The following is a 21,982-nucleotide window of genomic DNA, read 5'->3' on the forward strand; positions in this document are numbered from 1 at the left end:
ACTAAGTAACGTTGCACAAAGACGTTGCTTTTTTTTGTGCAACTTGTACATTTACGAAATGTATGCGTTTTCGGTAAACTAATAACAGATTAAGAAAACGATTTCATAGGGGGAAACACAAATGGCAGAGTTAAAATTAGATCACATCTATAAAGTTTATGAAGGCGACGTAACAGCTGTTAAAGATTTCAATTTACACATTAAAGATAAAGAGTTTATCGTATTCGTAGGTCCGTCGGGTTGCGGTAAATCAACTACTCTTCGTATGATTGCAGGACTTGAGGAAATATCCAAAGGTGATTTTGAGATTGATGGTAAAAGAATGAACGACGTTGCACCAAAAGACCGCGACATCGCAATGGTTTTCCAAAACTATGCACTATATCCGCACATGAATGTCTATGACAACATGGCATTCGGATTAAAATTACGTAAGTTTCCTAAAGAAGAGATTGACCGCCGTGTAAAAGAAGCTGCAGCAATCCTTGGCTTGGAGCAATACCTTGATCGTAAACCAAAGGCATTATCCGGTGGTCAGCGTCAACGTGTAGCACTAGGTCGTGCAATTGTTCGTGATGCAAAAGTCTTCTTAATGGATGAGCCTTTATCCAACCTTGATGCAAAGCTTCGTGTAGCGATGCGTGCGGAAATTTCCAAGCTTCACCAACGTCTACAAACAACTACTATCTATGTAACGCATGACCAAACAGAAGCGATGACAATGGCAACTCGTCTTGTTGTTATGAAAGATGGAATCATCCAGCAACTTGGTTCTCCAAAAGAAGTTTATGAAAACCCTGAAAATGTATTCGTAGGCGGATTCATTGGATCTCCAGCGATGAACTTCTTCAATGGAAAATTAGAAGATGGCAATTTCATTATTGGTGATCAAAAAATTACGGTACCAGAAGGAAAAATGAAAGTACTTCGCGATCAAGGCTATGTTGGAAAAGAAGTAATTCTTGGGATCCGTCCAGAAGATATCCATGATGAGCCTGTATTTATCGAGTCCTCTGTTGGAAGCACGATCACAGCAGTTATCGAAGTATCTGAGCTTCTTGGTGCAGAATCCATGCTTTACTCTCAAATTCACGGCCAAGATTTCGTAGCACGTGTTGATTCTCGTACAGACGTGAAGCCTCAACAATCGCTTCAACTTGCATTGGATATGAACAAATGCCACTTCTTTGACCTTGAAACAGAATCTCGTATTCGTTCTAAATAATATATTTTATGAAAAACAGGTCCTAAGCGGCCTGTTTTTTTATTCTTGAATAGGAATGATCTGCTCTTTTTGACAAACTGGACAATTGAACAAATGCAAGCAAACGTGATTTTCTACACTGTTTAAGTCCCCATCCACCATCTTCAAAAGGTTTATTTCCATATATGCACTATAATCATCTAAATAGTCCGTCACCTTCCCTGTATCAATAAGCATGCTAGCGCAGGATACGCAAGTTCCATGATAATCTTCCAACCCATTACATAGCGGACATATCTCCATTAATGCTCCTCCAGTTCCTTACTTCTTCTACTTTCCATTAATTTTTACATCTTACCCTCAAATATGCGTAATACCGAAATAGAAAATATCCATAAATTACCTAAAAATAAATGGATAAAGATTTTAGGAAATTCCTATAATACAAGTAACAACTTATCACCCAATGGACCAAGCCTAGACGGCAGCAGAGACCTCTGCACTTACTGGTGCAATCCCAGTTGGTCCAGCCAAAACTATAGTACGAGGAGATGAATCACATCATGGCAAGCAGAAACAATTCGTCAAATCAATTAGTAGCACCTGGAGCTCAAGCAGCTATCGACCAAATGAAGTACGAAATCGCAACTGAATTTGGTGTAAATCTTGGTGCAGACACAACTGCTCGCGCTAACGGATCTGTTGGTGGAGAAATCACTAAGCGTCTAGTTCAAATGGCTGAGCAATCCCTAGGCGGAAGATAAGTTTTTAGTTTTTATGTAGCAACATAATTTTATATGTATGGCTTGAGGCACCTCAATTTTGGGGTGCCTTTCTTTTGTTATTACAAAATACGATTCCTATATATTAACATATTTTCAAAATATGGTATTTAATTTTAGTGGTTGGGGTATTAAATCCTATAGCTTTTAAATTAATTTGTGAATAGGAGGAAAAAAGATGCACTGGTATTTAGAGGGGTTTAGAAATTATTTTAATTTTAGTGGGAGGGCTGGGAGGAAGGAGTATTGGATTTTCACGCTTGTACATTCCGTCATTTTTTGGGTAATACCTATGTTTATAGCTTACTTTTTTCAAGATTCCGAAATAATCGTTGGTATCTTTGGTCTCTTTTATCTAATTTTTATCCTCGGGACAATCATACCCGTTATTTCCATAAATGTAAGAAGACTTCATGATATTGGTAAAAGCGGATGGTGGTATTTAATCATATTAATACCGATTGTAGGAGGGATAATTCTTTTCGTATTCGCATGCATTGAAAGTGAGCACGATAACAAATACGGACCCAATCCCAGAAAATATGATTCCTCTCCTAAAGGAGAAGCCCTGACTCATTAAATTAGTATTTGCCCGAATAATATATTACACTTTAGCCAAAACCATAAAGGCGGCGAAGTTATTGAACGTTGTATTAGTTGGTGGAGGCCACGCTCACTTGAAGTGTTTATTAGATATACGGAAGAAGCCTCTTCCCAATCAAAACATTTATTTAATCTCTCCTGACCGGTATCAATACTACTCAGGAATGTTTTCAGGGTATACGGAAGGCTTGTACTCTATAGAAGAAATAAGAATTGATTTAAAAGACATGTCTGAAAAAGCAGGGATAACTTTTATTGAAGATAAAGTGACAGAGGTTTCTGTTTGTGATAAAACACTCATGACAAAGGCTGGGACCAGCATTCCTTTCAGTGTAGTCTCATTTGATACAGGCTCATTTATAAAGGGTCCATCCTCTTTTAAAGATTACCTGATACAAATTAAACCAAATTATCTTTTTGCAGATAGGATGAAGGAATACCGCGCTGTTAAATTCCCAGTAGTTGTCGGGGGCGGTGCTTCAGGGGTAGAAATTGCCTTAGCAATTACGGCTTGGAGGAAGAAAAACGGCTATCCCACTAATGTCAAACTGATTACTTCCTCGAAGCTGTTGCCCTCTTCTTCTAGCAAAGCCTCCATATTGATTAGAGAAATTGCTGTGCACAAAGGACTATCAATAATCGAGGATGATAGTGTAGAGGAAATGAATGAGAGTCATGTAACAACACAAAAAGGAAGAAGTCTCCCTCATTCTCTAGTTCTGTGGTTGACTGGCCCAAGTTCACCTGACATCTTTAAGAGAGGTTCTCTTCCTTGTGATCAGAATGGCTTTCTCTTGGTTGAGAATACCCTTCAAGCCAAAGGGCTGCCGTTTATTTTCGGAGCAGGTGATTGTATAACTCTTGAATCGTTTCCTGACCTTCCTAAAAACGGGGTATATGCAGTGAGACAAGCGAATTTGCTTTGGAAAAACATCACCAGCTACCTGAATGGAGAAGTGTGTTCTACATTCTCTCCCCAGCGTCATTTTTTATCGTTACTATCCACAGGTAATAATGAAGCCTTACTGCAATACGGAAGCTTTACAGTTCACAGCAAGCTAGCATGGAAGCTTAAGAATAAGATTGATACAGACTATATGAAGAAATTTCAAAAATAAATCCCCGTAACTTTTAACAGTAACGGGGATTTTCTATTTAATCATACTCCACTTTCAATCATACGAAGGAATTGCTTCGTTCGATCTGTCTTTGGATTTATAAATATTTCTGCAGGTTTCCCCTTCTCGACAATCTTTCCGTCATCCATGAAAATCACTTCATCTGCCACTTCCTTGGCAAATTTCATTTCATGGGTAACGACCACCATCGTCATTCCTTCCTGTGCCAATTCCTTCATTACTCTTAGCACCTCTCCGACAAGTTCGGGATCTAGTGCAGAAGTAGGTTCATCAAACAGCATCACTTTCGGCTCCATTGCAAGTGCGCGGGCAATCCCGACACGCTGCTGTTGACCGCCTGAAAGCTGAAAAGGATAAAAGTCCAGTTTATCTCCAAGGCCTACCTTTTCAAGCAACCTTTTAGCTCTCTCTTCCACCTTTGCCTTTGCCTCTTTTTTCACTGTGATTGGACCTTCCATCACATTCTGAAGGGCCGTTTTATGAGGGAATAGATTATAACTTTGAAATACCATACCAGTTAGTCTTCTAAAGCTGGCAATCTTGTTGGAAGATACCTTTCCGGAAAAATCAAGGGCTTGCTGATCGATCTCCACCTTACCAGAAGTGGGAGTTTCTAATATATTTAAGCAACGCAGAAGGGTGGTTTTACCAGATCCAGATGGCCCGATTACCACTACCACCTTGCCTTGCTCCACGTTTAAATCGATGCCTTTTAATACTTCTAACTCTCCGAATTGCTTGTATAAGCTCTGTACTGATATCATATCTTGAGCTCCTTTATAAATGGCTGTTTTCTAAAAAAATCATTTTGCAACATATCTGTCCAAACGGCGTTCTACTCTACCTTGAACAAGTGACAAGCAGAAGCATATTACCCAATAGATGGCACCTGCTTGCGCATAAAGTAACAGGAATTCATAGTTGGTTGCAGCAATCTGTTGCGCCACCCTGAACATCTCTGTTACGAGAATTAAGGAAGCAAGCGATGTATCCTTTACCAAGCTAATAAATGAATTAGACAATGGTGGAATCGAAACTCTTGCTGCCTGTGGCAATATGATTCGTCTAAGCGCTTGAGGATAACTCATCCCCATTGAATATGCCGCTTCCCATTGTCCTTTTGGTGTGGAAAGGATCGCCGCACGGATTATTTCCGATGCATATGCTCCTACATTTAAGGAAAATGCAATCACTGCTGCTGGAAAAGAATCGATGGTAACCCCGATGGAAGGCAATCCATAGAAAATAAAAAATAATTGCACTAAAAGAGGAGTTCCCCGAATAATCGAAACATAAATTCTAGCTACAATCTGCAATGGCTTAATTGGCGATATTCGTGCCAATGCCATTAATATGGCAATCATCAACCCAAAACTGAATGAAAGTAACGTCAATGGGATTGTATTAGACAAAGCTCCCTTCAACAAAGGAAGAAGGGAGCTTTGTGCGATTGTCATCCATCTATCTAAACGTTCCGGATCTGTCAGGATATTAGTTAAGTACATTTTCACCAAACCATTTCTCTGAAATTTCTTCGTATGTTCCGTCTTCAATAATTTCAGCAAGAGCTTTATTTACCGCTTCTACTAATTCATCACTACCTTTGCGGAACATCATACCACTCTGTGCAGCATCTCCTGCTTCATCAACAATTTTAATTTGAGCATTTGGACGGTTTTTTTGGAAATCAAGAACAGATAATTTATCATTGATCGTTACATCAACACGGTTGGAGTTAATTAGTTCTATTGCTTGGTTAAATCCATCAACGCCTTCAATTTCAGCTTTATATTCACGCGCGATATCTGCATAGTTACTTGTTAAGGATTGTGCAGACTTCTTGCCTTCAATGTCTTCAAAACTTTTTATTTCATCATTATCTTCTTTTGCTACTAGTACTGCGGCTGAAGTAATATAGTGGTCAGAGAAATCGTATTTTTCTAAACGGTCTTCACGGATTCCCACTTGGTTCGCAATCATATCAAAACGCTTAGAATCAAGACCTGCAAACATAGCATCCCATTGTGTTTCCATGAACTTTACTTCTACACCCATTTTCTCAGCAATGGCTTCTGCTATTTCTACATCAAAACCTGTCAACTTTCCAGACTCATCATGGAATGTAAATGGAGGGTATGTACCTTCTGTTCCAACTAGAAGTTCCCCTTCCCCTTCCACCTTGCTAAGAAGATTATCCGTTTCTTCTTTCGGAGTATCTCCTGTAGCACCGTTATTATTAGTTGTACCACATGCAACTAAAAGTACTGCAGATAGTAAAAGTAATGTGAATATAGATAAAATTTTCTTCATCTTGTTAAACCCCCAGTATTCTTATATGAATTATTTTTTACGCAACATACTGTATAGTATAAGAAGTCTTTAAGCTTGTCAAAGACTTTGTTTTGCATATTTATTTTCTCCCAATATCCGTAAAAATAACAAAAAGGCCATGGAGGTAATTTCCCCCCATAGCCTAATGATTTTACACAGCAAGATCTTTTCCACCCTGCTGTAATTCGTACATCTGATAATACTTTCCTTTTATTTCCATTAGTTCGGAATGGTTGCCTCGCTCCACTATTTCTCCGCGGTCAAGTACAAGTATTTGATCTGCGTTTTTAATAGTAGAAAGTCGGTGGGCAATGATGAAAGTGGTTCTTCCTTTTTTCAATACTTCTAATGCCTGCTGGATAACAGCTTCCGTTTCTGTATCAATACTTGCTGTCGCCTCGTCAAGAATCAAGATAGCCGGGTCGAACGCAAGAGCACGTGCGAAGGAGATCAGTTGACGTTGTCCGGAAGATAACGTACTTCCTTTTTCAATCACTGGCTCCTCCAGTCCTTTTGGCAAGGCGTTGATAAAATCCATTGCCCCTACATCCTCTAGTGCCTTTTTCACGCGATCCATGGAAATGGAGGAATCATCTAGACTTACATTAGATGCAATCGTCCCAGTAAACAAGAACGGATCCTGAAGTACGATTCCCATATGCTGTCTGATTGCCTGTTTGGGCAGTTCCTGAATGTTTTGCCCATCAATGACGATTTTCCCTTTTTCAATATCATAAAAACGGAATAAAAGATTCATGATCGAGCTCTTTCCTGATCCAGTATGCCCGACCAGTGCTACTGTCTCCCCTTTTGAAGCAGTAAAGGAAATATCCTTTAACACATATTCATTTTCCTTGTAACCAAACCAAACAGACTGAAAGGAAACATTTCCTTCATAGCGGGGATGTTTTATATCAGAAACCTGAACTCCCGCTTCATCCATCAACTCAAACACGCGGACCGCAGATACACGTGCCTGCTCTAGGTTTGCCAATTGATTGACCATCCCGGTAATCGGACCGAACATTCTACCTAAGTAGTCAACAAATGCATATAAAACCCCTAGTGAAACAATGGTTCCAATCCCTAAAGAAGCACCTCCAAAATACCAAATCACGACGACAAATGAAATATTCCTAAGTACCCCCACAAGGTTATGGGATGTTAACGCATTTAGACTTAACAGTTTATTTTGGTAAGTGAAATGCTGCTCATTCCACCCTTCAAACTCTTCTGTTGCCTTCTTTTGACGTCTAAAGGCTTGGATGATGGTCATCCCTTGAATAGACTCATTAATATTCCCGTTTATATCACTTAGAAGCGCTCTGATTTTATGATTATAAACAGAGGCATATTTACGGTAAAAAATAAACCATACAATTAGAATCGGTATTAAGGTCAAGCAAATTAAGGCCAACCTTACATCAAGTAAAAATAAAGCGATATAAATTCCAGTTATATAAATCAGTCCCGAAAAGAAATGTTGCAAGGACTGTTACATATAACTCCTTGATCGTTTCCGTGTCATTGGTAATCCTTGATACTACTTTCCCTGCAGGGAGATGATCAAAGTATTGTATCGGTAATTTCTGTATCTGCCCAAACACATCCTCCCTCATTTTCTGAATGATGCGGTTGGCAGATGTCTGAAGATAATAACTTTGGCCGTATTGAAAAAATGAAGCCACTACAAGCAAGGCAAAATATAACCCTACAAGATAGATAATATATTTTACTTCTGGCTGATAAAAGTTGATCAATTCACTGTTAGTCAATCTTTGTGCAGGATAGCTTTGCTCCTCTTCTCCTCTTCTAATGGTGACCTCACTATTAGAAGCAGACCTTTCCCCATCAAAGCGGATATCTGAAGGCAAGAAATAATACTCTCTGCCGACCTGAAGTATCCTTGCTGTGTTTTCAGAGGTTGCACTTTCTTCTTCCCTGTCTTCCCTGCCATAATAGTTTCCTTCAAAATATACTCGATTTTCACCATCTTGCTCTGTTTCGATCCAAGCTTTTTCAATGCCAAGAATATGCTCGTCAATCATTCTTTTAGCGATAAAAGGACCAGTCAATTCTGCTGCAACCGCAATGGACAGCATGAACAATGCAATAATGATGATTCTCTTTTGAGTTAGTGCATATTGAAATAGGCGTTTGCCTGATTTTATTTCTTTGATGTCTTTCATGTTAAAACCTCGCCTCCTTTTGGCGATTGAACTTGCTGCCTAACAAACTGTTCTTTGTACCAGCCTCCGATGGCCATCAACTGGTCATGCATGCCGGATTCTACAATTTTTCCGTCTTCCAACACAATAATCCAATCAGCATGCTGTACCCCAGATAGGCGGTGTGTGGTAATTATTGTTGTTTTTCCAGCGCGTTCATTTCTAATATTTTCAATGATTGTTGCTTCTGTTTTCGCATCGACTGCTGATAATGAATCATCAAGTATCAATATTTGAGGATCTGCAATAAGGGCACGTGCAATGGAAATACGCTGTTTCTGTCCTCCTGATAACGATACTCCTTTTTCTCCAACCAACGTCTGCAGCCCTTCCGGAAGCAATTCTAGATCTTTTTCAAAAGCAGATGATCTGATAGCTTGCGCAATTTCTTCATCCGTTGCATCTTCTTTTCCAAATAAGATGTTTTCTTTAACAGACCGCGAGAATAGGATATGATCCTGTGGCACATAGCCAATCCAGCCTTGAACCGTATCCAACGGGATTTTTTCCAAATCCACCCCATTTATATTTATGGTACCTGTACCAAGTGGGTACTCTCTTAAAAGTTGCTTAATCAATGTTGTTTTTCCGCTTCCTGTTTTCCCGACAATACCAAGTGTTTGCCCTGCTTTTAGATGGAAAGAAACATTCTTTAAATTTTCCGCATTAGAGGAAGGGTATTTGAATGTAACTTTATTGAACTCAATCATGGAAGGAGTAGACACATCTATCGTTTCATGGTGATCGCGGACATCCTCTTTGTAAGCTAGGGTCTCGTTAACACGATCGAGCGATGCATTTCCCCTCTGCATGACGTTGATTAGCTCACCAATTGCAAACATCGGCCAAATTAACATTCCCAAATATACATTGAACGCCACGAGCTCGCCTAAAGTAATCGATTTATGGAAAACCAAGTAAGCCCCATATCCGAGACCAATCAGGTAACTTGCCCCGACAAGCAGTTTAATGGTCGGCTCAAAGAGAGAATCAATGATGGCAACTTTTACATTTTTCTTATACACATCATCCGTCATCTCATGAAATCTGCCCTGATCCGCTCTTTCCTGTACATAGGCGCGAATAACTCTGACCCCTGCAATGGATTCGAGGACTTTGTCGTTCATATCTCCAAAAGCATCCTGCGCTTCTGTAAAACGCTGATGAATTTTCTTCCCATATATATTCATAGCAATTGCCATCAATGGTAGTGGAATGATAGCTGCTAATGTCAGCTTCCAACTGATCATAAAGCCCATCGTCCCCAAGATGATCAACATGAACACACTAGAATCAATGAGTGTTAAAACCCCGAAACCTGCTGTGGTGGAAATGGCTTTCAAATCATTCGTTGCCCTTGCCATTAAATCCCCCGTGCGGTTTTTCTCATAAAATGTAGGTGTCATCTTTAACAAATGGCCCATCAATTTTGACCTTAGTGATCTTTCCACTAAGAAGGAGCTTCCAAAAAGCTGATACATCCATGTGTAGGTAATCCCATAAATGACTATCGCCAATATGGTTAGAAAAATTACGTATTGCATTAACTTTTCAGGCGTGAAGGCACCTATTTGTATATCATCAATGGCCATTCCGATCATCTTCGGCGGAATAACCTCTAAGATTCCTGCAAAAATAAGTAGTGCAATTGCTACTGTATATCTCTTCCAATGTTCTTTAAAAAACCAACCCAATTTTCCTAGTACTGAAAACATAATGAAAAACTCTCCCTTCTATGCTGAATTCAAGTTTCTTGCTACCCTCCATCTGAAGCCACTTTGTACATCATTAAACGAACATAAACATTTCCCATATTGTATTCCTCCTGTTTATATGGAAGCGTTGAGACTTCCATTGTTTAGTTTTTGGAAAATTATAGAAACTTTTCAAAACAAAAAGGTGGCATACCGAACGATCCTCGGTATGCCACCTTTTTTCTCCATAAAAAAAGCACACGTCACGCCCTGATGGTGACCTGTGTTTCCCCACAAAGAAATCCTTATACGTCTATACGTTGAAAGGAATAGATAATTCGATTAGTAAACAATAACCGAATTTCTTTCAGGACAGGTCACGATATTTATTAAATTGATGGATTTACGAACTACAATTTCAGTTGTCATTAATTTAATCATCATCGAACCCTCCCTTTCCTTCATAATTTGAATTAGTTTCATATAATTTCCACTTTTTAAACTTACCACCGAGGACAAGCACTTGTCAATCACCAATTTCACCAAAATTACAATAATTTAAATATTTCAATCATGTTACATTTATTAAATTAAAAGAGAGGGGACAGACCCGCAAAGGGATTTCCCCTTCTATAACGAAGCTCCACGCAGTTTAGTGTATTTGTGTTCTCCTCTTGCTATTTTTGGGTGAAACTGTTATTCTTAAGTAGAATTATTTTTGTTCGGTATGTAAGGATTCAAAGTTAAGATTTAACTTTCGCCTTGATATTTTTAAGAGCAAGAATAGTAATACATTGTGTGGCAAGCACACTAGGAGGTAACAACATGTTACAAGGTACAGTAAAATGGTTTAACGCAGAAAAAGGTTTCGGATTCATCGAGCGCCAAGACGGAGACGACGTATTCGTTCACTTCTCAGCGATCCAAGGCGAAGGTTTCAAATCTTTAGAAGAAGGTCAATCTGTTACATTTGAAATCGTTCAAGGTAACCGTGGCGACCAAGCTGCTAACGTTAACAAAGCATAATTTATAGCACAGCATATAAGGGCTCCCAGTAATGGGAGCCTTTTTGTTTTGGTTTTTATTATTAAAGAATTCATCAGACAGCCTAACTTGTGACCAATTTGTTAAAGATGTATTTTATATATTACTTTAATCTAGCCCTTCCTTTATAATAAAGATGTATTTAAAATATATCTTTATTATAGGGAGGCATTTCGATGCTTAGCTCAAATACTATACAAATTGTTAAATCAACCGCTCCAGTCTTAGCCGTAAAAGGTGAGGAAATTACTACTCATTTCTATAAAACTTTATTTACCAATCATCCAGAGTTATTAAATATTTTTAATCATGCCAATCAAAAGAAAGGTCGTCAGCAAACAGCCTTAGCAAACACGATATATGCAGCAGCTACTTACATCGATCAGTTGGAAGTCCTTTTGCCTGCTGTAAAACAAATCGCCCACAAACATAGAAGTTTAGCCGTTAAACCGGAGCATTATCCGATAGTCGGGGAACATTTACTTGAAGCAATCAAGGCTGTTCTCGGTGATGCAGCAACAGATGAAATTATTGAAGCATGGGGAGAAGCATACGGTGTAATTGCAGATGTCTTCATTTCTGTTGAGAAAGAAATGTATGAGACAGCAGCTCGACAAACAGGCGGCTGGGAAGATTTCAAAAACTTTGAAGTGGTGGAAAAAGTCGAAGAAAGCGATCTTATTACTTCCTTCTATTTGAAGCCTTCCGACGGTGCTGCTGTTCCTTCATTCACTCCGGGACAATATATTACAATCAGACTTTCTATTCCAGGAGAAACGAATTTATTTAACCGTCAATATAGTTTGTCAGATGCATCAAATGAGGAATATTTTAGAATTTCTGTCAAAAAAGAAATTGGTGATCCTAGCGGGGCTGTTTCGAATTATCTTCATGACCAGGTAGAAATCGGAAATACATTGGAAGTGACTGCACCAGCTGGTGACTTTATCCTCGAAACAAATCAAGACACACCTGTTTACCTAATAAGCGGTGGGGTTGGAATCACACCAATGCTAAGTATGTTAAAGACCATTGCCAAAGAACAACCGGCAAGACCAACCACTTTCATTCACGCTGCGAGAAATGGCTCTGTACATGCATTTAAAGATGAAGTCAGAGAAACCATTGAAATCATGGAGAACGGGAAAAAATTATTTGTTTATGAAAACCCATCAGATGAAGATGTAAGATTAGGAGCTTTTCATGAACAAGGTTTCATCTCGGAAAATATGTTAAAAGCGTTAAACATAGATAAAGAAGCACTGTATTATGTGTGTGGACCTGTTCCATTCATGAAGTACGTTATCTCGATGCTTGGAAAACTTGGAGTTGCTGAGGAAAATATCAGATACGAGTTTTTCGGCCCTTCCATTGATATGAAGAAGGAAGAAGAAGTGGTAGTAAAATAATAAATGTTGAGGGCTTGCTGCTTTTGTGCGGCAGGCTCTTATTTTCATAAAAAAACCCCCGCTCTAATGTAAGAGCAGGGGAATACATGCAAACATGTTATAAAGTAAATGGTGATTTTATTATATCATTGATTGGATGAATTAGTGATTAATTTGTGACAATGTTGTGAATACGGATAAACTCTTTCGCTGCTTCCAAAGCCGATTCCGCTTTTGAGATGGCAGAAATCACCGCAACTCCATCTGCTCCAGCCTCTAACACATCCAAAGCGTTTCCCGCATCGATGCCGCCAATTCCTACAATTGGAACCGTCAATCCAGCATGCCTAATCTCCCTGATTACCTCCGGCCCCTTTACTTCCCTGATGTCTTTTTTGGTCGTAGTAAAGTACATGGGACCTACTCCAATGTAATCTGCCCCATCATCCACAGCCGCTGAAGCCTCTTCCACCGTGTGACATGATACACCGATAATCATCTCAGGTGTTAGACGTTCCGCTACCATTGAAAAAGGTGTATCTTCCTGCCCAATATGCACACCATCTGCTTCAACCTCCAAAGCTAATTCAATGTCATCATTCACAATAAATGGGATATCATGCCTCTTACAGATTTCCTTAAGCTCCCATGCAAGCTTCCTTTTTTCCATCCCTACCTTGGCACCATGCCCTTTTTCACGAAACTGAAAAAAACTTACACCTCCATTGATTGCTTCCTGCAGCACACCCCTAGGATCGCGACCATCACAATCAGTACTCCCCATCACAAAATATAGGTTCAGCCACTCCCTCTTCATACCCCAACACCTGCTTTTCGGTATGCCCAATGATTGGTCGGGCCATGACCACTTCCAATTCCAAGCTGTACCTCAATGGCGAGGTGGATAAATCGTTTCGCCGTCAAGATGGCATCCTCTGCGGTACTACCTTTAGCAAGACCTGAAGCAATTGCCGCTGCGAACGTACAGCCAGTTCCATGAGTGTGCCTTGTATCAATTCGATTACTTTTCAATTCCAAAAAGCTACTCCCATCATATACAAGGTCAATCAACTCTTCCCCTTTCCCATGCCCACCTTTGATGACAACATGGGAAGATCCGAGTTTATGAAGCATTCGAGCAGCTTCTTTTCTTCTGTCCATGTTATCCAACGTCATTTCCGTCAGCACTTCCGCTTCAGGGATATTCGGCGTTGTAACAGTTGCAAGTGGTAAGAGCTTTTCGCGAATAGCTTTGATGGCATCCTCTTGTAAAAGTTTCGCTCCGCCCTTGGCTATCATAACGGGATCCACCACTACATTTCCCCAGCCATACTCTTGGATCTTGGCTGCTACCGATTCTATGATGACGCTGCTGAAAAGCATTCCGGTCTTTAACGCATCTGGTTTTAGATCTGTTGCAATGGAATGCAATTGTTCTAACACCATGTCAACGGGAATGGGATAGACGCTTTGAACCCCTAATGTGTTTTGGGCAGTCAATGCGGTGATGGCCGACATCCCATACACATCCAGTTCTTGGAACGTTTTGATATCTGCCTGGATGCCGGCCCCTCCGCCACTATCGGAACCTGCTATTGTTAATACTTTTGCTACCATAGGTTTCTCAGTCCCTTATCCTAAATATCGGTGATACAATGTTTTCGCTCTAACAATATCCTTTGTTCCATGAACTAGCACTCTACCGTCTTGGAAAGCTACCAAACGATGGCCTTCAACATGAAAGGACATCAAGTAAAGATTTGATTCCACACTTATTCCCTGAGTTGTTAAAAGCTCTTTCAGAACCACCAGATCTCTTGACATCGTTTCCGCCGGCCTTATCTGCACAGAATCCCTTCCGCATAGAACAGCCATTTTCGTCTGGTTTTCAAAAGATAGATAAGGATATGCCTTATTCTCTCCGCAACTTAAACACTCAGTGTTCTTCAATCCTGCTACATTCAAGGAGACATACTGCCCCTTCCATATGTCAAAGGAAACGAGCTTACGATTGCAGTCCCTTCTGTTACCTGAAAGGATTTTCAATGCCTCTGCAACTTGATGCGCGACCACCATCCCAACAGCAGGGGCAATGATTCCGACTGTATCGCAGGTTGCCCCTCCCAGTGGAACGGTTTTCAGCAAACACTGCAAGCATGGGCTTTCGCCTGGAAAGATCGTAAAAGAAATACCATAGCTCCCCACACATGCCCCATATATCCAAGGAATACCATGCTTTTGGCTTATATCATTCATAATCATGCGGATATCAAAGTTATCGGTTGCATCAAGCAACAGGTCGAATCCCTCTTTTTTCACTAGCGCATCCAGCATGTCTGCAGTCACATCCGCAACGTGAGCATTTATTTCCACTTCTGAATTGATTAGCTGGAGCCTCTGCTTTGCTGCCACTGCTTTTGGCAATTTTTCACGTGCATCCTTCTCGCAATAAAGCTGTTGACGTTGAAGGTTGCTCCACTCCACATAATCTCTGTCTATAATCGTTATCTTTCCGACTCCCGCTCTGACCAGCGCCTCCGCATTTCCCGTGCCCAATGCCCCTGCACCGATGAGTAACACGTGTTTTTCACCGATGCTTTTCTGGCCGTCCACTCCAATCGGTGCGAACAGAGTTTGACGTGAATACCGATCCATTACCCGACACTCATTCCTTCACTTGGGCTACTGGCTGTCGCATAACGTTTCTTTTCCATTCTTCCAGCCTCATAACCGAGACGCCCAGCTTCAATCGCAAGTTTCATAGCCTCTGCCATTTTCACGGGATCTTTAGCTGCTGAAACAGCCGTATTTAATAGCACTCCATCGGCTCCCAATTCCATCGCCTTCGCAGCATCTGCTGGTGAACCGATTCCTGCATCGACGATAACCGGTACATTTGATTGCTCAATAATAAAGCCCAAGTTCAGCTCGTTGATGATTCCTTGACCAGAACCGATTGGAGAAGCACCTGGCATGATGGCATGGGCACCAAGCTCTTCTAGTTTTCGAGCAAGCACGACATCATCTGACGTATACGGAAGCACCGTAAATCCTTCTTTTAAAAGTTCTTCCGTTGCCTTTAACGTTTCTACCGGATCTGGCAAGAGTGTTTTCCAACAACCAATTACCTCTACCTTGATCATGTCGCAAAGCCCGGAAGCCTTCGCAAGCTTCGCTATTCTTATAGCTTCTTCGGCCGTTTTCGCACCTGCTGTGTTCGGTAGCAACGTGTATTTCTCCAAATCTAGCTTTTCTAAAAAGTTTGGCTGACTCGCTTCAAAGATGTTCATTCTTCTGACCGCAAATGTCAGTATTTCCGTTTCTGAAACATCCACCGCTCTCTTTTGAATATCAAAGTCTGGGTACTTCCCTGTTCCTAACAACAACCTCGAATCAAATGAATATGAACCAATTTTCAACATATTAACCGCCTCCTACGAAATGTACTAATTCGAATTGATCTCCATCTTGCACGTTCTCTGCTACATGGTCTTCCTTTTGCAGTATCTCTTTATTCTTTTCCACTATGACCACCTTCTGGTCCAGTTGAAAATGCTTTAACAGTTCCGATACGGTCTTAACCGAATCCGGAATTTCGATAGCCTCACCATTAATCATCAACTTCAAACTACTCACCCCTTGCATATTCTTTTAATCTATCTAACTTGAAAGCTTCCATATAAACAGGCAAAGGTTCACCATGAATCATTTTTTCTACGAGTTTTCCTGTGATAGGTGAAAGCAAAATTCCATTCCGGTAATGTCCGGTAGCGATGACGAGATTCTTAAATTCCGGATGCTGCCCAAGATAAGGTAAACCGTCCCCCGTTTGCGGCCGTATTCCAGACCAGGACCGTTCAAAAGTGGCACTCCTCAAAGCCGGAAGCACTTTGGCAGCCTCCTTCATTAATTGAAAAAGTCCACCTACCGTAACATTCTCGGAAAAAGTGTCAGGAATCATCGTGGCTCCGATAACCAGCCTGTTTCCACACTTCGGAACAATGTAACAACTTTCTGTAAAAATAGTACTTGCCAACAACGGTCGGTCTGTGATGACAGAGAAGCACTCCCCTTTAACTGGGTAAGCCGGTAAATTCACTCCACATTCACTTAGCAGCCTTTTACTCCAAGCTCCTGTTGCAACGACTACATTCTCCCCATGAAATGTACCATTGCTAGTTTCGACACCTTTAATGGTACTCCCATCCATCAGCAGCGAGTACACCTCTACATACTCTTTCACTTCCGCTCCAAGGTTGACTGCCGATTTAGCAAACGCATGGGTAAGTCGTTCAGGGTTGACATGGCCATCCATTGGAATGTCCATCGCCCCCACCAGTGCATCCGATAGTTGGCCCTCCCTTTCCTTTACTTGTTCTGGGGCAAGCCACTCTGCCCGTTCCCCTAACTTTTGTTGAAAGTCTATCGTGCTTTTTAGATGCCGTGCCTCTTCCTCATTCATGGCAAGCTTCAGCATCCCTTTCTGCACAAGTTCAATGTCGATTCCCGAGTGCTCTTTCAATTCGTATTGAAGAGAGGGAAACATCGCCCTGCTTTCCTTGGCAATGTCAAAAAGTGCTCCTTCTTCTGTCACTTCCACCTGTGCTCCAAGCATGCCGGCAGCCGCACTTGATGCCTTACCCGCCAACTTTTCCCTTTCCAAAAGCAATATACTATTGCCTTCACAAGCAAGGTAATACGCAATGGAACAGCCGTTGACACCACCACCGATAATAATTACGTCATAGCTTTTATTCATCCAATCTCCTCCTTTTCGGCAAGCAATGCTGCTTGAAAGGCTTTCGCTGCACGAACATTATCTTTTGCATCCATGATTCCGGACATGACCGCGATTCCTCCAGCCCCAAAAGCCCTAAGCTCCTTAATTTTGTCAGGAGTTATTCCACCTATGGCAATAACGGGTATCTTCAAGGATGTTGTTAATCTTTTTAATTCCAACAGACCTTTAGGTACCAACCCCTCCTTGGAAGAGGTCGAATAAATATGGCCAAATAGAATAAAATCAGCCCCGTCCATTTCTGCCTGTAAGGCCTCTTCGTAACTATGTACCGATTTACCAACCCTTAAGTCAGGAAAATTTCTGCGAATCTCTGAAACTCCAAGACTGTGATAGGCCAATTGTACGCCGCCGACATAAAGCACATGGGCAACATCGACACGGTCGTTTATAATGATTTTCCCGGGCCGGACTCCAGATCTAATCAGTTCATGCACAAGTTCAAAGACCTCCTGTGCACTTCGATGTTTTTCTCTTACATGGATAAAATCCACTGACTCCTGGACTTTACTCAAGATGGCAACAAGCTCTTCCTGCGTTTTTTTACCATCTGTAATAAGATGTAATTGCAAAGATCCTCACCCTTTTTTGAAAAATCTTACATGTCTGTTTAACTCCTGTTGATTTCCGTTCCAGGTGTTCGCTTTCCTAGGGGCGATGCTTGATCCTCCTCGCAACGCTTGCGGGTCTCAAGCTACCGCTATCTCCCTCAGGTGTCTCACACCTTGCACTAAAATCACCAGGGGATTCTAATGCAACATTATAAAATACAAAAAACCCACTCTTTAACGTAAAGAGTGGGTTTTCATCTATATGTGGTATGTAAAGCCAACAGTGATAGAACATTTCCACTTCCCTACGCTAGTACAAACTAGATCAGGTTCAAAGGGTCTGGAAATTACTCTTTCCATCTCAGTCACTATTGACTCCCCTAGTGTTACAAGTTATTCAATTGATGGCTTCAGTATAGCACACAATTCCTAATTTTCAAAAGAAAATGCATACTATCCGCTGTATCTGACATCTGTTACCGGTACATAGGGTAGCCTTATGCCAAGATAAAGGGACAAAGCAATCATCAACAGGATTAAAAGCACGAACCACAGATCCTTCCGGGAGTAGCCCATCTGGTAATAATAGGTCCGATTATCATGATTACTGAAACGCTTCGCTTCCATGGCCACTGCTATTCTGTGCGCTCTCCTGATACTCTGGGATAGTAATGGAATGCTGTAAAAATACACCTTTTTCAACAAACTGCCTTTCTGTTCCACTCCCCTAACAATCAGCGCCTTTCTTAAGGTGAGAAATTCCTCCAGGATTAACGGCAATAGACGGATACCAGCCATAAAGCTATAAGCAAATTTCGGCGGCAGCTTCCATTGCTGCATCAAGGAATAAAATAAATATACCGGCTGGGTCGTAAGGGCAAAAATCAACCCGCAAAAAGCAAATGCCAGTGACCGTAAACCCAGGTGAACTCCACGATAAAAACTTTCCTCAGAGACATTTATCAATCCAAATTCAAACCAGATGGTATCTCCTCTACCAAACAAGACCATAGAGATCGCCGAAGTGAAAAATAAAAAAGAAAAATGGAACCAGTAATAAAAGTTTCAGTTTATAGGATTGTCCTGTCATTAAAAGATAGACCAACAATAGAACTCCTGTTAAGTTCAGTATCACATTGATATTATGAATGAACAGAACACCTATAAAGAGGAGGACCATCCCTGATAGTTTAAAGCTGGGATTAATATCATGCATCCATGATTTATTTTTATAAAGCTCCAACTGCATCCTTTTCTCCCCTGTCTCTTACCCTTATATTACTCCTAATATCAATCAGCCGCCCGTCCATTACTGTCCAAATTGCATCAGAAAACTCAGATACGATGTGCTCATCATGAGTGACCATCAAGATTGAGACACCTGCATTCTTTAATGCTTCTAACCATTCCAGCATGGCAAATGTGTTTCTGCTGTCCTGGCCGAATGTCGGTTCGTCTAATAGAAGAATACTTGGCTGATGAATGACTGCAGCCGCTACGCTAAGCCTTCGTTTTTGGCCAACAGATAGTTGGTAAGGGTGGTGATGACGCACATAGTCCAGCTGAAAAAGCTTCAGCATTTCTTCTACTTTTTCCATTACCGTTTCTTCTTCCACTTTCCTCAAGCGCAGTGAATAAGCTACTTCAGCTTCCACGGACTTGGTCACAAATTGGAATTCAGGGTTCTGGAAAACGAAGGTGATTAGGTCAGTGGGGGTTCTTTTGACCTTTTCCCCATTGATTTCTAGGGTACCTTCTGTCTTTATCAGCTTCATTACCGATTCAAGCAATGTGCTTTTCCCTGCCCCATTTTCCCCTATCACGGAAATCCATTCCCCCTTACGAATTTCCGCTTCCTCCACATAAATCTTTTTCTCTTTACCACGATAGCCTGAAAGACCGTTCACTTTTAACACCGTTTCAGCCTCCATGTTAAGCATGGAGAAGGGTTTTCTGTTTTTCAAATAATTCTCCCAAGCACCCGGGTACCATATTCCATATTGGTTTAAATGAGAAAGCGAGGTTTTAAAGACATCTTGCGTCTTACCATCAGCAATTATATTTCCAGCGTCATCCAAAACGATGACCCTCTCCACGAAGTCGAGCAACTGCTCCACTTTATGTTCCACGATGATCACAGTTTTATCATCTGCCACTTTCTTAATGGTGTCCCATACATCCTTAGTACCTTCAGGATCTAGTAAAGCTGTCGGCTCATCCAAAAAGAGCACGTCTGGCTCCATCAGGAGGACAGAGGCAATGGCAAGCCGCTGCTTCATCCCCCCTGAGAGTTGCTGGATTTTTGAGCGGGGATTCGCCAACTCCAATCCCACCATTTCCAGGGCATCCGCAATTCTACTTTTCATCTGCTCTCTTGGAACTGAAAGGTTTTCCAGTACAAAAGCAAGTTCTTCATCTACATAGGGCATACAAAACTGGGCATCAGGGTCTTGGAAGACATACCCCCATGAATTGGGCAAAAGCTGGTCTTCCACAATCATCGGCACTTCCACCACATTTGGAATAATTCCTGGGAACACTTGAAGGAGCGTGGATTTCCCACTTCCGGAGGGTCCAAGAATCAATACTTTTTCCCCTTTTTTGACCTCAAGGGACAAATCATTAAAAATCTTATTGCCCCCAGGGTATTTGAGCCTTAAATTGTTTAATTTTATGATTGGTTCCATTTCTGCCTCCCTATTGCCTTAAGGAATCATAATCATCCTTGCTCACCGGTCTCAGTAGGCTTGTGACTCCCGTTGCTTCTAGTGCTTTTACTAAAACATAAGCAAGTACTCCAGCTAAAAGTATCGCGCCGATCAAGCGGAAAGAGACCAGCAATGTTACATTCCACCATACATAATCAAACAGGTAGCCTCTAAATAGGTCCAAAAGAAGCGAGCCGACACCTGCTGCGGCCCCTGCAAGAGATGCTACAAGCACATCAAACCTCTTATAGCGGAAAGCCATAAATACCATTTCAGCAAAAAAACCTTGTATCACCCCATATATCAACACCATCAATCCATATTCCGACCCGACCAGGAACTCACCTGAGGCGGCTGCCACCTCTGCCAGGAAAGCGACACCGGCTTTTCTGATCAGGAGATAAGCAACTGTAGCGGCAATGAACCACATGCCATACGTCAGCTCTTGAAGCTGCAGACCGAATGGAGCCAGGACGTTATACACCGGGGCCCAAATCTTATAAACAATCCCGAATACCAATGCAATAATAACCGTCACCAAAATATCCGTAAACTTTAATCCTTTGCTCATAATAATTCCCCCCTAAGCCTTCACTACCGCTTCAGATACCGGCCACTGCTCCAAAGTGTAGGCCATTTCCCAGAAGGAATATTCGTACTGACTGCTGATGGTGAAATACTCAAGCATTCTCGCTTTCTCTTCTTCTGTTGCTTTTTCCGCCAATTCATCCAATCTATTGATCTGCTCTTCCACAAGCTCCTTGAACCATTCCCCACCATATGCTGCAATCCACTCCTGATAGATTGGTTCTGCTGGCGTGCAGTCTTTTAATCTCTCACCAATTTCATAATATAACCAGTAGCAAGGCAACAGGGCTGCAATCACTTCTCCCAATCCGCCTGTCAACACCGCACGATACATGTGGGAAGTATAAGCGTGTGCGGTCGGAGCTGCCTGGAATGACGCCTTTTCTGCTTCTGTCACCCCAAGACGTTTCGAAAAGTTTTCGTGTAAGGATAATTCCGCTTCATATGTACCTTGTGCATGTGCTGCTAGTCTTGCTGTCGTTTGTAAATCAAAAGCCTTCGCTCCGGCATATGCTTGAACTTTTGCAAAATGGCTTAAATAATAGGCATCCTGCAGTACATAATATTTAAACGACTCCAATGATAAAGTTCCATCTGCTATCCCTTTTACAAATGGGTGATGGAAGCTCGCCTCCCAAATATGATCCGCTTTCTTTCTTACCAACTGTGAAAATTTCATTCTCCATTCCTCCTAAAATTGTAAGTAAAATGCAAAAAACCACCTTCCTCGCTTGCGCAAAGAAGGTGGTAAATTCACTAGTACAGCTAACATTATAAGTATAGTGTTTCGACCCCACTTCCCTACGCTGGTGTTAACCAGATCAGGTTCTAAGAGTCTTGAAGTCACACTTCAATCTCAGCCTTATAAAGGCACCCCTAGTGGTAGATTCGTATAAAGTTTTCGGAAAGCAATTTCTGATACCT

General features: G+C 41.4%; 25 protein-coding genes, 2 pseudogenes and 2 riboswitches. Of the genes and pseudogenes, 6 read left to right on the plus strand and 21 right to left on the minus strand.

Going from position 1 to position 21,982, the window contains the following annotated elements; all coding sequences use genetic code 11:
- The first annotated feature begins 121 nt into the window (after window positions 1-121).
- Window positions 122-1,225: an ABC transporter ATP-binding protein gene (locus M313_RS0118040; RefSeq protein ID WP_010198501.1), complete on the plus strand. Its 1,104-nt coding sequence runs from the start codon at window positions 122-124 to the stop codon at window positions 1,223-1,225.
- Window positions 1,226-1,264: 39 nt separating this feature from the next.
- Here M313_RS0118040 and M313_RS0118045 read toward each other — a convergent pair whose 3' ends face one another.
- On the minus strand, window positions 1,265-1,507 hold the full coding sequence (locus tag M313_RS0118045; RefSeq protein ID WP_010198502.1) for a hypothetical protein: 243 nt from the start codon (window positions 1,505-1,507) through the stop codon (window positions 1,265-1,267).
- A 260-nt stretch (window positions 1,508-1,767) separates the two neighbouring features.
- Here M313_RS0118045 and M313_RS0118050 point away from each other — a divergent pair, with 260 nt between their 5' ends.
- The 3 genes from M313_RS0118050 to M313_RS0118060 all read left to right on the plus strand — a co-directional run bounded on the left by M313_RS0118050 (window position 1,768) and on the right by M313_RS0118060 (window position 3,707).
- The gene (locus M313_RS0118050; protein WP_010198503.1) at window positions 1,768-1,968 is read left to right on the plus strand and encodes an alpha/beta-type small acid-soluble spore protein; all 201 of its coding nucleotides are present in this window, start codon (window positions 1,768-1,770) and stop codon (window positions 1,966-1,968) included.
- Between the two features lie 196 nt (window positions 1,969-2,164).
- Window positions 2,165-2,566 (plus strand): DUF805 domain-containing protein, encoded by a 402-nt coding sequence (locus M313_RS24000; protein ID WP_010198504.1) that lies wholly within the window; start codon window positions 2,165-2,167, stop codon window positions 2,564-2,566.
- 61 nt (window positions 2,567-2,627) lie between these two features.
- Window positions 2,628-3,707, plus strand: coding sequence for an FAD-dependent oxidoreductase (locus tag M313_RS0118060; protein ID WP_029326587.1), 1,080 nt, complete (start codon window positions 2,628-2,630; stop codon window positions 3,705-3,707).
- A gap of 41 nt (window positions 3,708-3,748) precedes the next feature.
- On the opposite strand, the gene M313_RS0118065 is transcribed toward M313_RS0118060, so the two are convergent.
- The 8 genes and pseudogenes from M313_RS0118065 to M313_RS25940 form a co-directional block, all read right to left on the minus strand.
- On the minus strand, window positions 3,749-4,492 hold the full coding sequence (locus tag M313_RS0118065) for an amino acid ABC transporter ATP-binding protein (protein WP_010198506.1): 744 nt from the start codon (window positions 4,490-4,492) through the stop codon (window positions 3,749-3,751).
- Between the two features lie 39 nt (window positions 4,493-4,531).
- Complete coding sequence (locus tag M313_RS0118070) at window positions 4,532-5,233, minus strand: amino acid ABC transporter permease (RefSeq protein WP_010198507.1); 702 nt, start codon at window positions 5,231-5,233, stop codon at window positions 4,532-4,534.
- Complete coding sequence (locus M313_RS0118075) at window positions 5,220-6,038, minus strand: amino acid ABC transporter substrate-binding protein (protein ID WP_010198508.1); 819 nt, start codon at window positions 6,036-6,038, stop codon at window positions 5,220-5,222. Before M313_RS0118075 ends, M313_RS0118070 begins: the two co-directional genes overlap by 14 nt.
- Window positions 6,039-6,210: 172 nt before the next feature.
- Window positions 6,211-6,882, minus strand: a pseudogene (gene bmrD, locus M313_RS27060) (multidrug resistance ABC transporter ATP-binding protein/permease BmrD); the annotation flags it as partial.
- A 252-nt stretch (window positions 6,883-7,134) separates the two neighbouring features.
- A pseudogene (locus M313_RS27065) lies at window positions 7,135-7,548 on the minus strand (ABC transporter transmembrane domain-containing protein); the annotation flags it as partial.
- Window positions 7,484-8,248 carry an ABC transporter transmembrane domain-containing protein gene (locus tag M313_RS27070; RefSeq protein WP_442778104.1) on the minus strand — a complete coding sequence of 255 codons (765 nt, stop codon included), beginning with the start codon at window positions 8,246-8,248 and terminating at the stop codon, window positions 7,484-7,486. The gene M313_RS27070 and the pseudogene M313_RS27065, both read right to left, overlap by 65 nt.
- The gene (locus M313_RS0118085) at window positions 8,245-10,002 is read right to left on the minus strand and encodes an ABC transporter ATP-binding protein (protein ID WP_010198509.1); all 1,758 of its coding nucleotides are present in this window, start codon (window positions 10,000-10,002) and stop codon (window positions 8,245-8,247) included. The genes M313_RS27070 and M313_RS0118085 overlap by 4 nt, the downstream gene beginning before the upstream one ends.
- A gap of 321 nt (window positions 10,003-10,323) precedes the next feature.
- Window positions 10,324-10,464, minus strand: coding sequence for a hypothetical protein (locus M313_RS25940; RefSeq protein ID WP_157182507.1), 141 nt, complete (start codon window positions 10,462-10,464; stop codon window positions 10,324-10,326).
- Window positions 10,465-10,806: 342 nt separating this feature from the next.
- On the opposite strand from M313_RS25940, the gene M313_RS0118095 reads away from it, so the two are divergent.
- Both M313_RS0118095 and hmpA read left to right on the plus strand, forming a co-directional pair.
- Entirely contained in the window at window positions 10,807-11,007 is a 201-nt protein-coding gene (locus M313_RS0118095; protein ID WP_010198513.1) for a cold-shock protein, read from the plus strand.
- Window positions 11,008-11,201: 194 nt separating this feature from the next.
- Window positions 11,202-12,434: an NO-inducible flavohemoprotein gene (gene hmpA / locus M313_RS0118100; RefSeq protein ID WP_010198516.1), complete on the plus strand. Its 1,233-nt coding sequence runs from the start codon at window positions 11,202-11,204 to the stop codon at window positions 12,432-12,434.
- Window positions 12,435-12,582: 148 nt separating this feature from the next.
- Here the strand turns inward: hmpA and thiE are convergent, their stop codons facing one another.
- The 12 genes from thiE to tenA all read right to left on the minus strand — a co-directional run bounded on the left by thiE (window position 12,583) and on the right by tenA (window position 21,737).
- Window positions 12,583-13,230 carry a thiamine phosphate synthase gene (gene thiE / locus M313_RS0118105; RefSeq protein WP_010198518.1) on the minus strand — a complete coding sequence of 216 codons (648 nt, stop codon included), beginning with the start codon at window positions 13,228-13,230 and terminating at the stop codon, window positions 12,583-12,585.
- Window positions 13,227-14,030, minus strand: coding sequence for a bifunctional hydroxymethylpyrimidine kinase/phosphomethylpyrimidine kinase (thiD, locus tag M313_RS0118110; RefSeq protein ID WP_010198520.1), 804 nt, complete (start codon window positions 14,028-14,030; stop codon window positions 13,227-13,229). The genes thiE and thiD overlap by 4 nt, the downstream gene beginning before the upstream one ends.
- A 15-nt stretch (window positions 14,031-14,045) precedes the next feature.
- Window positions 14,046-15,068, minus strand: a complete 1,023-nt coding sequence (locus M313_RS0118115) for a thiazole biosynthesis adenylyltransferase ThiF (protein WP_010198521.1) — start codon at window positions 15,066-15,068, stop codon at window positions 14,046-14,048.
- Complete coding sequence (locus M313_RS0118120) at window positions 15,068-15,835, minus strand: thiazole synthase (protein WP_010198523.1); 768 nt, start codon at window positions 15,833-15,835, stop codon at window positions 15,068-15,070. The genes M313_RS0118115 and M313_RS0118120 overlap by 1 nt, the downstream gene beginning before the upstream one ends.
- A 1-nt stretch (window position 15,836) precedes the next feature.
- The gene (gene thiS, locus M313_RS0118125; RefSeq protein WP_010198527.1) at window positions 15,837-16,040 is read right to left on the minus strand and encodes a sulfur carrier protein ThiS; all 204 of its coding nucleotides are present in this window, start codon (window positions 16,038-16,040) and stop codon (window positions 15,837-15,839) included.
- 1 nt (window position 16,041) lies between these two features.
- Window positions 16,042-17,172, minus strand: coding sequence for a glycine oxidase ThiO (thiO, locus tag M313_RS0118130; protein ID WP_010198529.1), 1,131 nt, complete (start codon window positions 17,170-17,172; stop codon window positions 16,042-16,044).
- Entirely contained in the window at window positions 17,169-17,783 is a 615-nt protein-coding gene (tenI, locus tag M313_RS0118135) for a thiazole tautomerase TenI (protein ID WP_010198532.1), read from the minus strand. The genes thiO and tenI overlap by 4 nt, the downstream gene beginning before the upstream one ends.
- Before the next feature lie 264 nt (window positions 17,784-18,047).
- Window positions 18,048-18,154: riboswitch (TPP riboswitch) on the minus strand.
- Between the two features lie 61 nt (window positions 18,155-18,215).
- The gene (locus M313_RS24010; protein ID WP_010198534.1) at window positions 18,216-18,773 is read right to left on the minus strand and encodes an energy-coupling factor transporter transmembrane component T family protein; all 558 of its coding nucleotides are present in this window, start codon (window positions 18,771-18,773) and stop codon (window positions 18,216-18,218) included.
- Entirely contained in the window at window positions 18,757-19,011 is a 255-nt protein-coding gene (locus M313_RS26845) for a hypothetical protein (RefSeq protein ID WP_010198535.1), read from the minus strand. Before M313_RS26845 ends, M313_RS24010 begins: the two co-directional genes overlap by 17 nt.
- Window positions 18,992-20,449 carry an ABC transporter ATP-binding protein gene (locus M313_RS0118145; protein WP_010198536.1) on the minus strand — a complete coding sequence of 486 codons (1,458 nt, stop codon included), beginning with the start codon at window positions 20,447-20,449 and terminating at the stop codon, window positions 18,992-18,994. Before M313_RS0118145 ends, M313_RS26845 begins: the two co-directional genes overlap by 20 nt.
- Window positions 20,450-20,459: 10 nt before the next feature.
- The gene (locus tag M313_RS0118150) at window positions 20,460-21,041 is read right to left on the minus strand and encodes an ECF transporter S component (protein WP_010198538.1); all 582 of its coding nucleotides are present in this window, start codon (window positions 21,039-21,041) and stop codon (window positions 20,460-20,462) included.
- A gap of 12 nt (window positions 21,042-21,053) precedes the next feature.
- Window positions 21,054-21,737 (minus strand): thiaminase II, encoded by a 684-nt coding sequence (tenA, locus tag M313_RS0118155; protein ID WP_010198541.1) that lies wholly within the window; start codon window positions 21,735-21,737, stop codon window positions 21,054-21,056.
- Between the two features lie 102 nt (window positions 21,738-21,839).
- A riboswitch (TPP riboswitch) is annotated at window positions 21,840-21,946 on the minus strand.
- Window positions 21,947-21,982: the final 36 nt, after the last annotated feature.

Origin of the sequence: Bacillus sp. m3-13, assembly GCF_000175075.1 — a bacterium.
In the GTDB taxonomy this organism is placed as follows: domain Bacteria; phylum Bacillota; class Bacilli; order Bacillales; family Bacillaceae_I; genus Sutcliffiella_A; species Sutcliffiella_A horikoshii_C.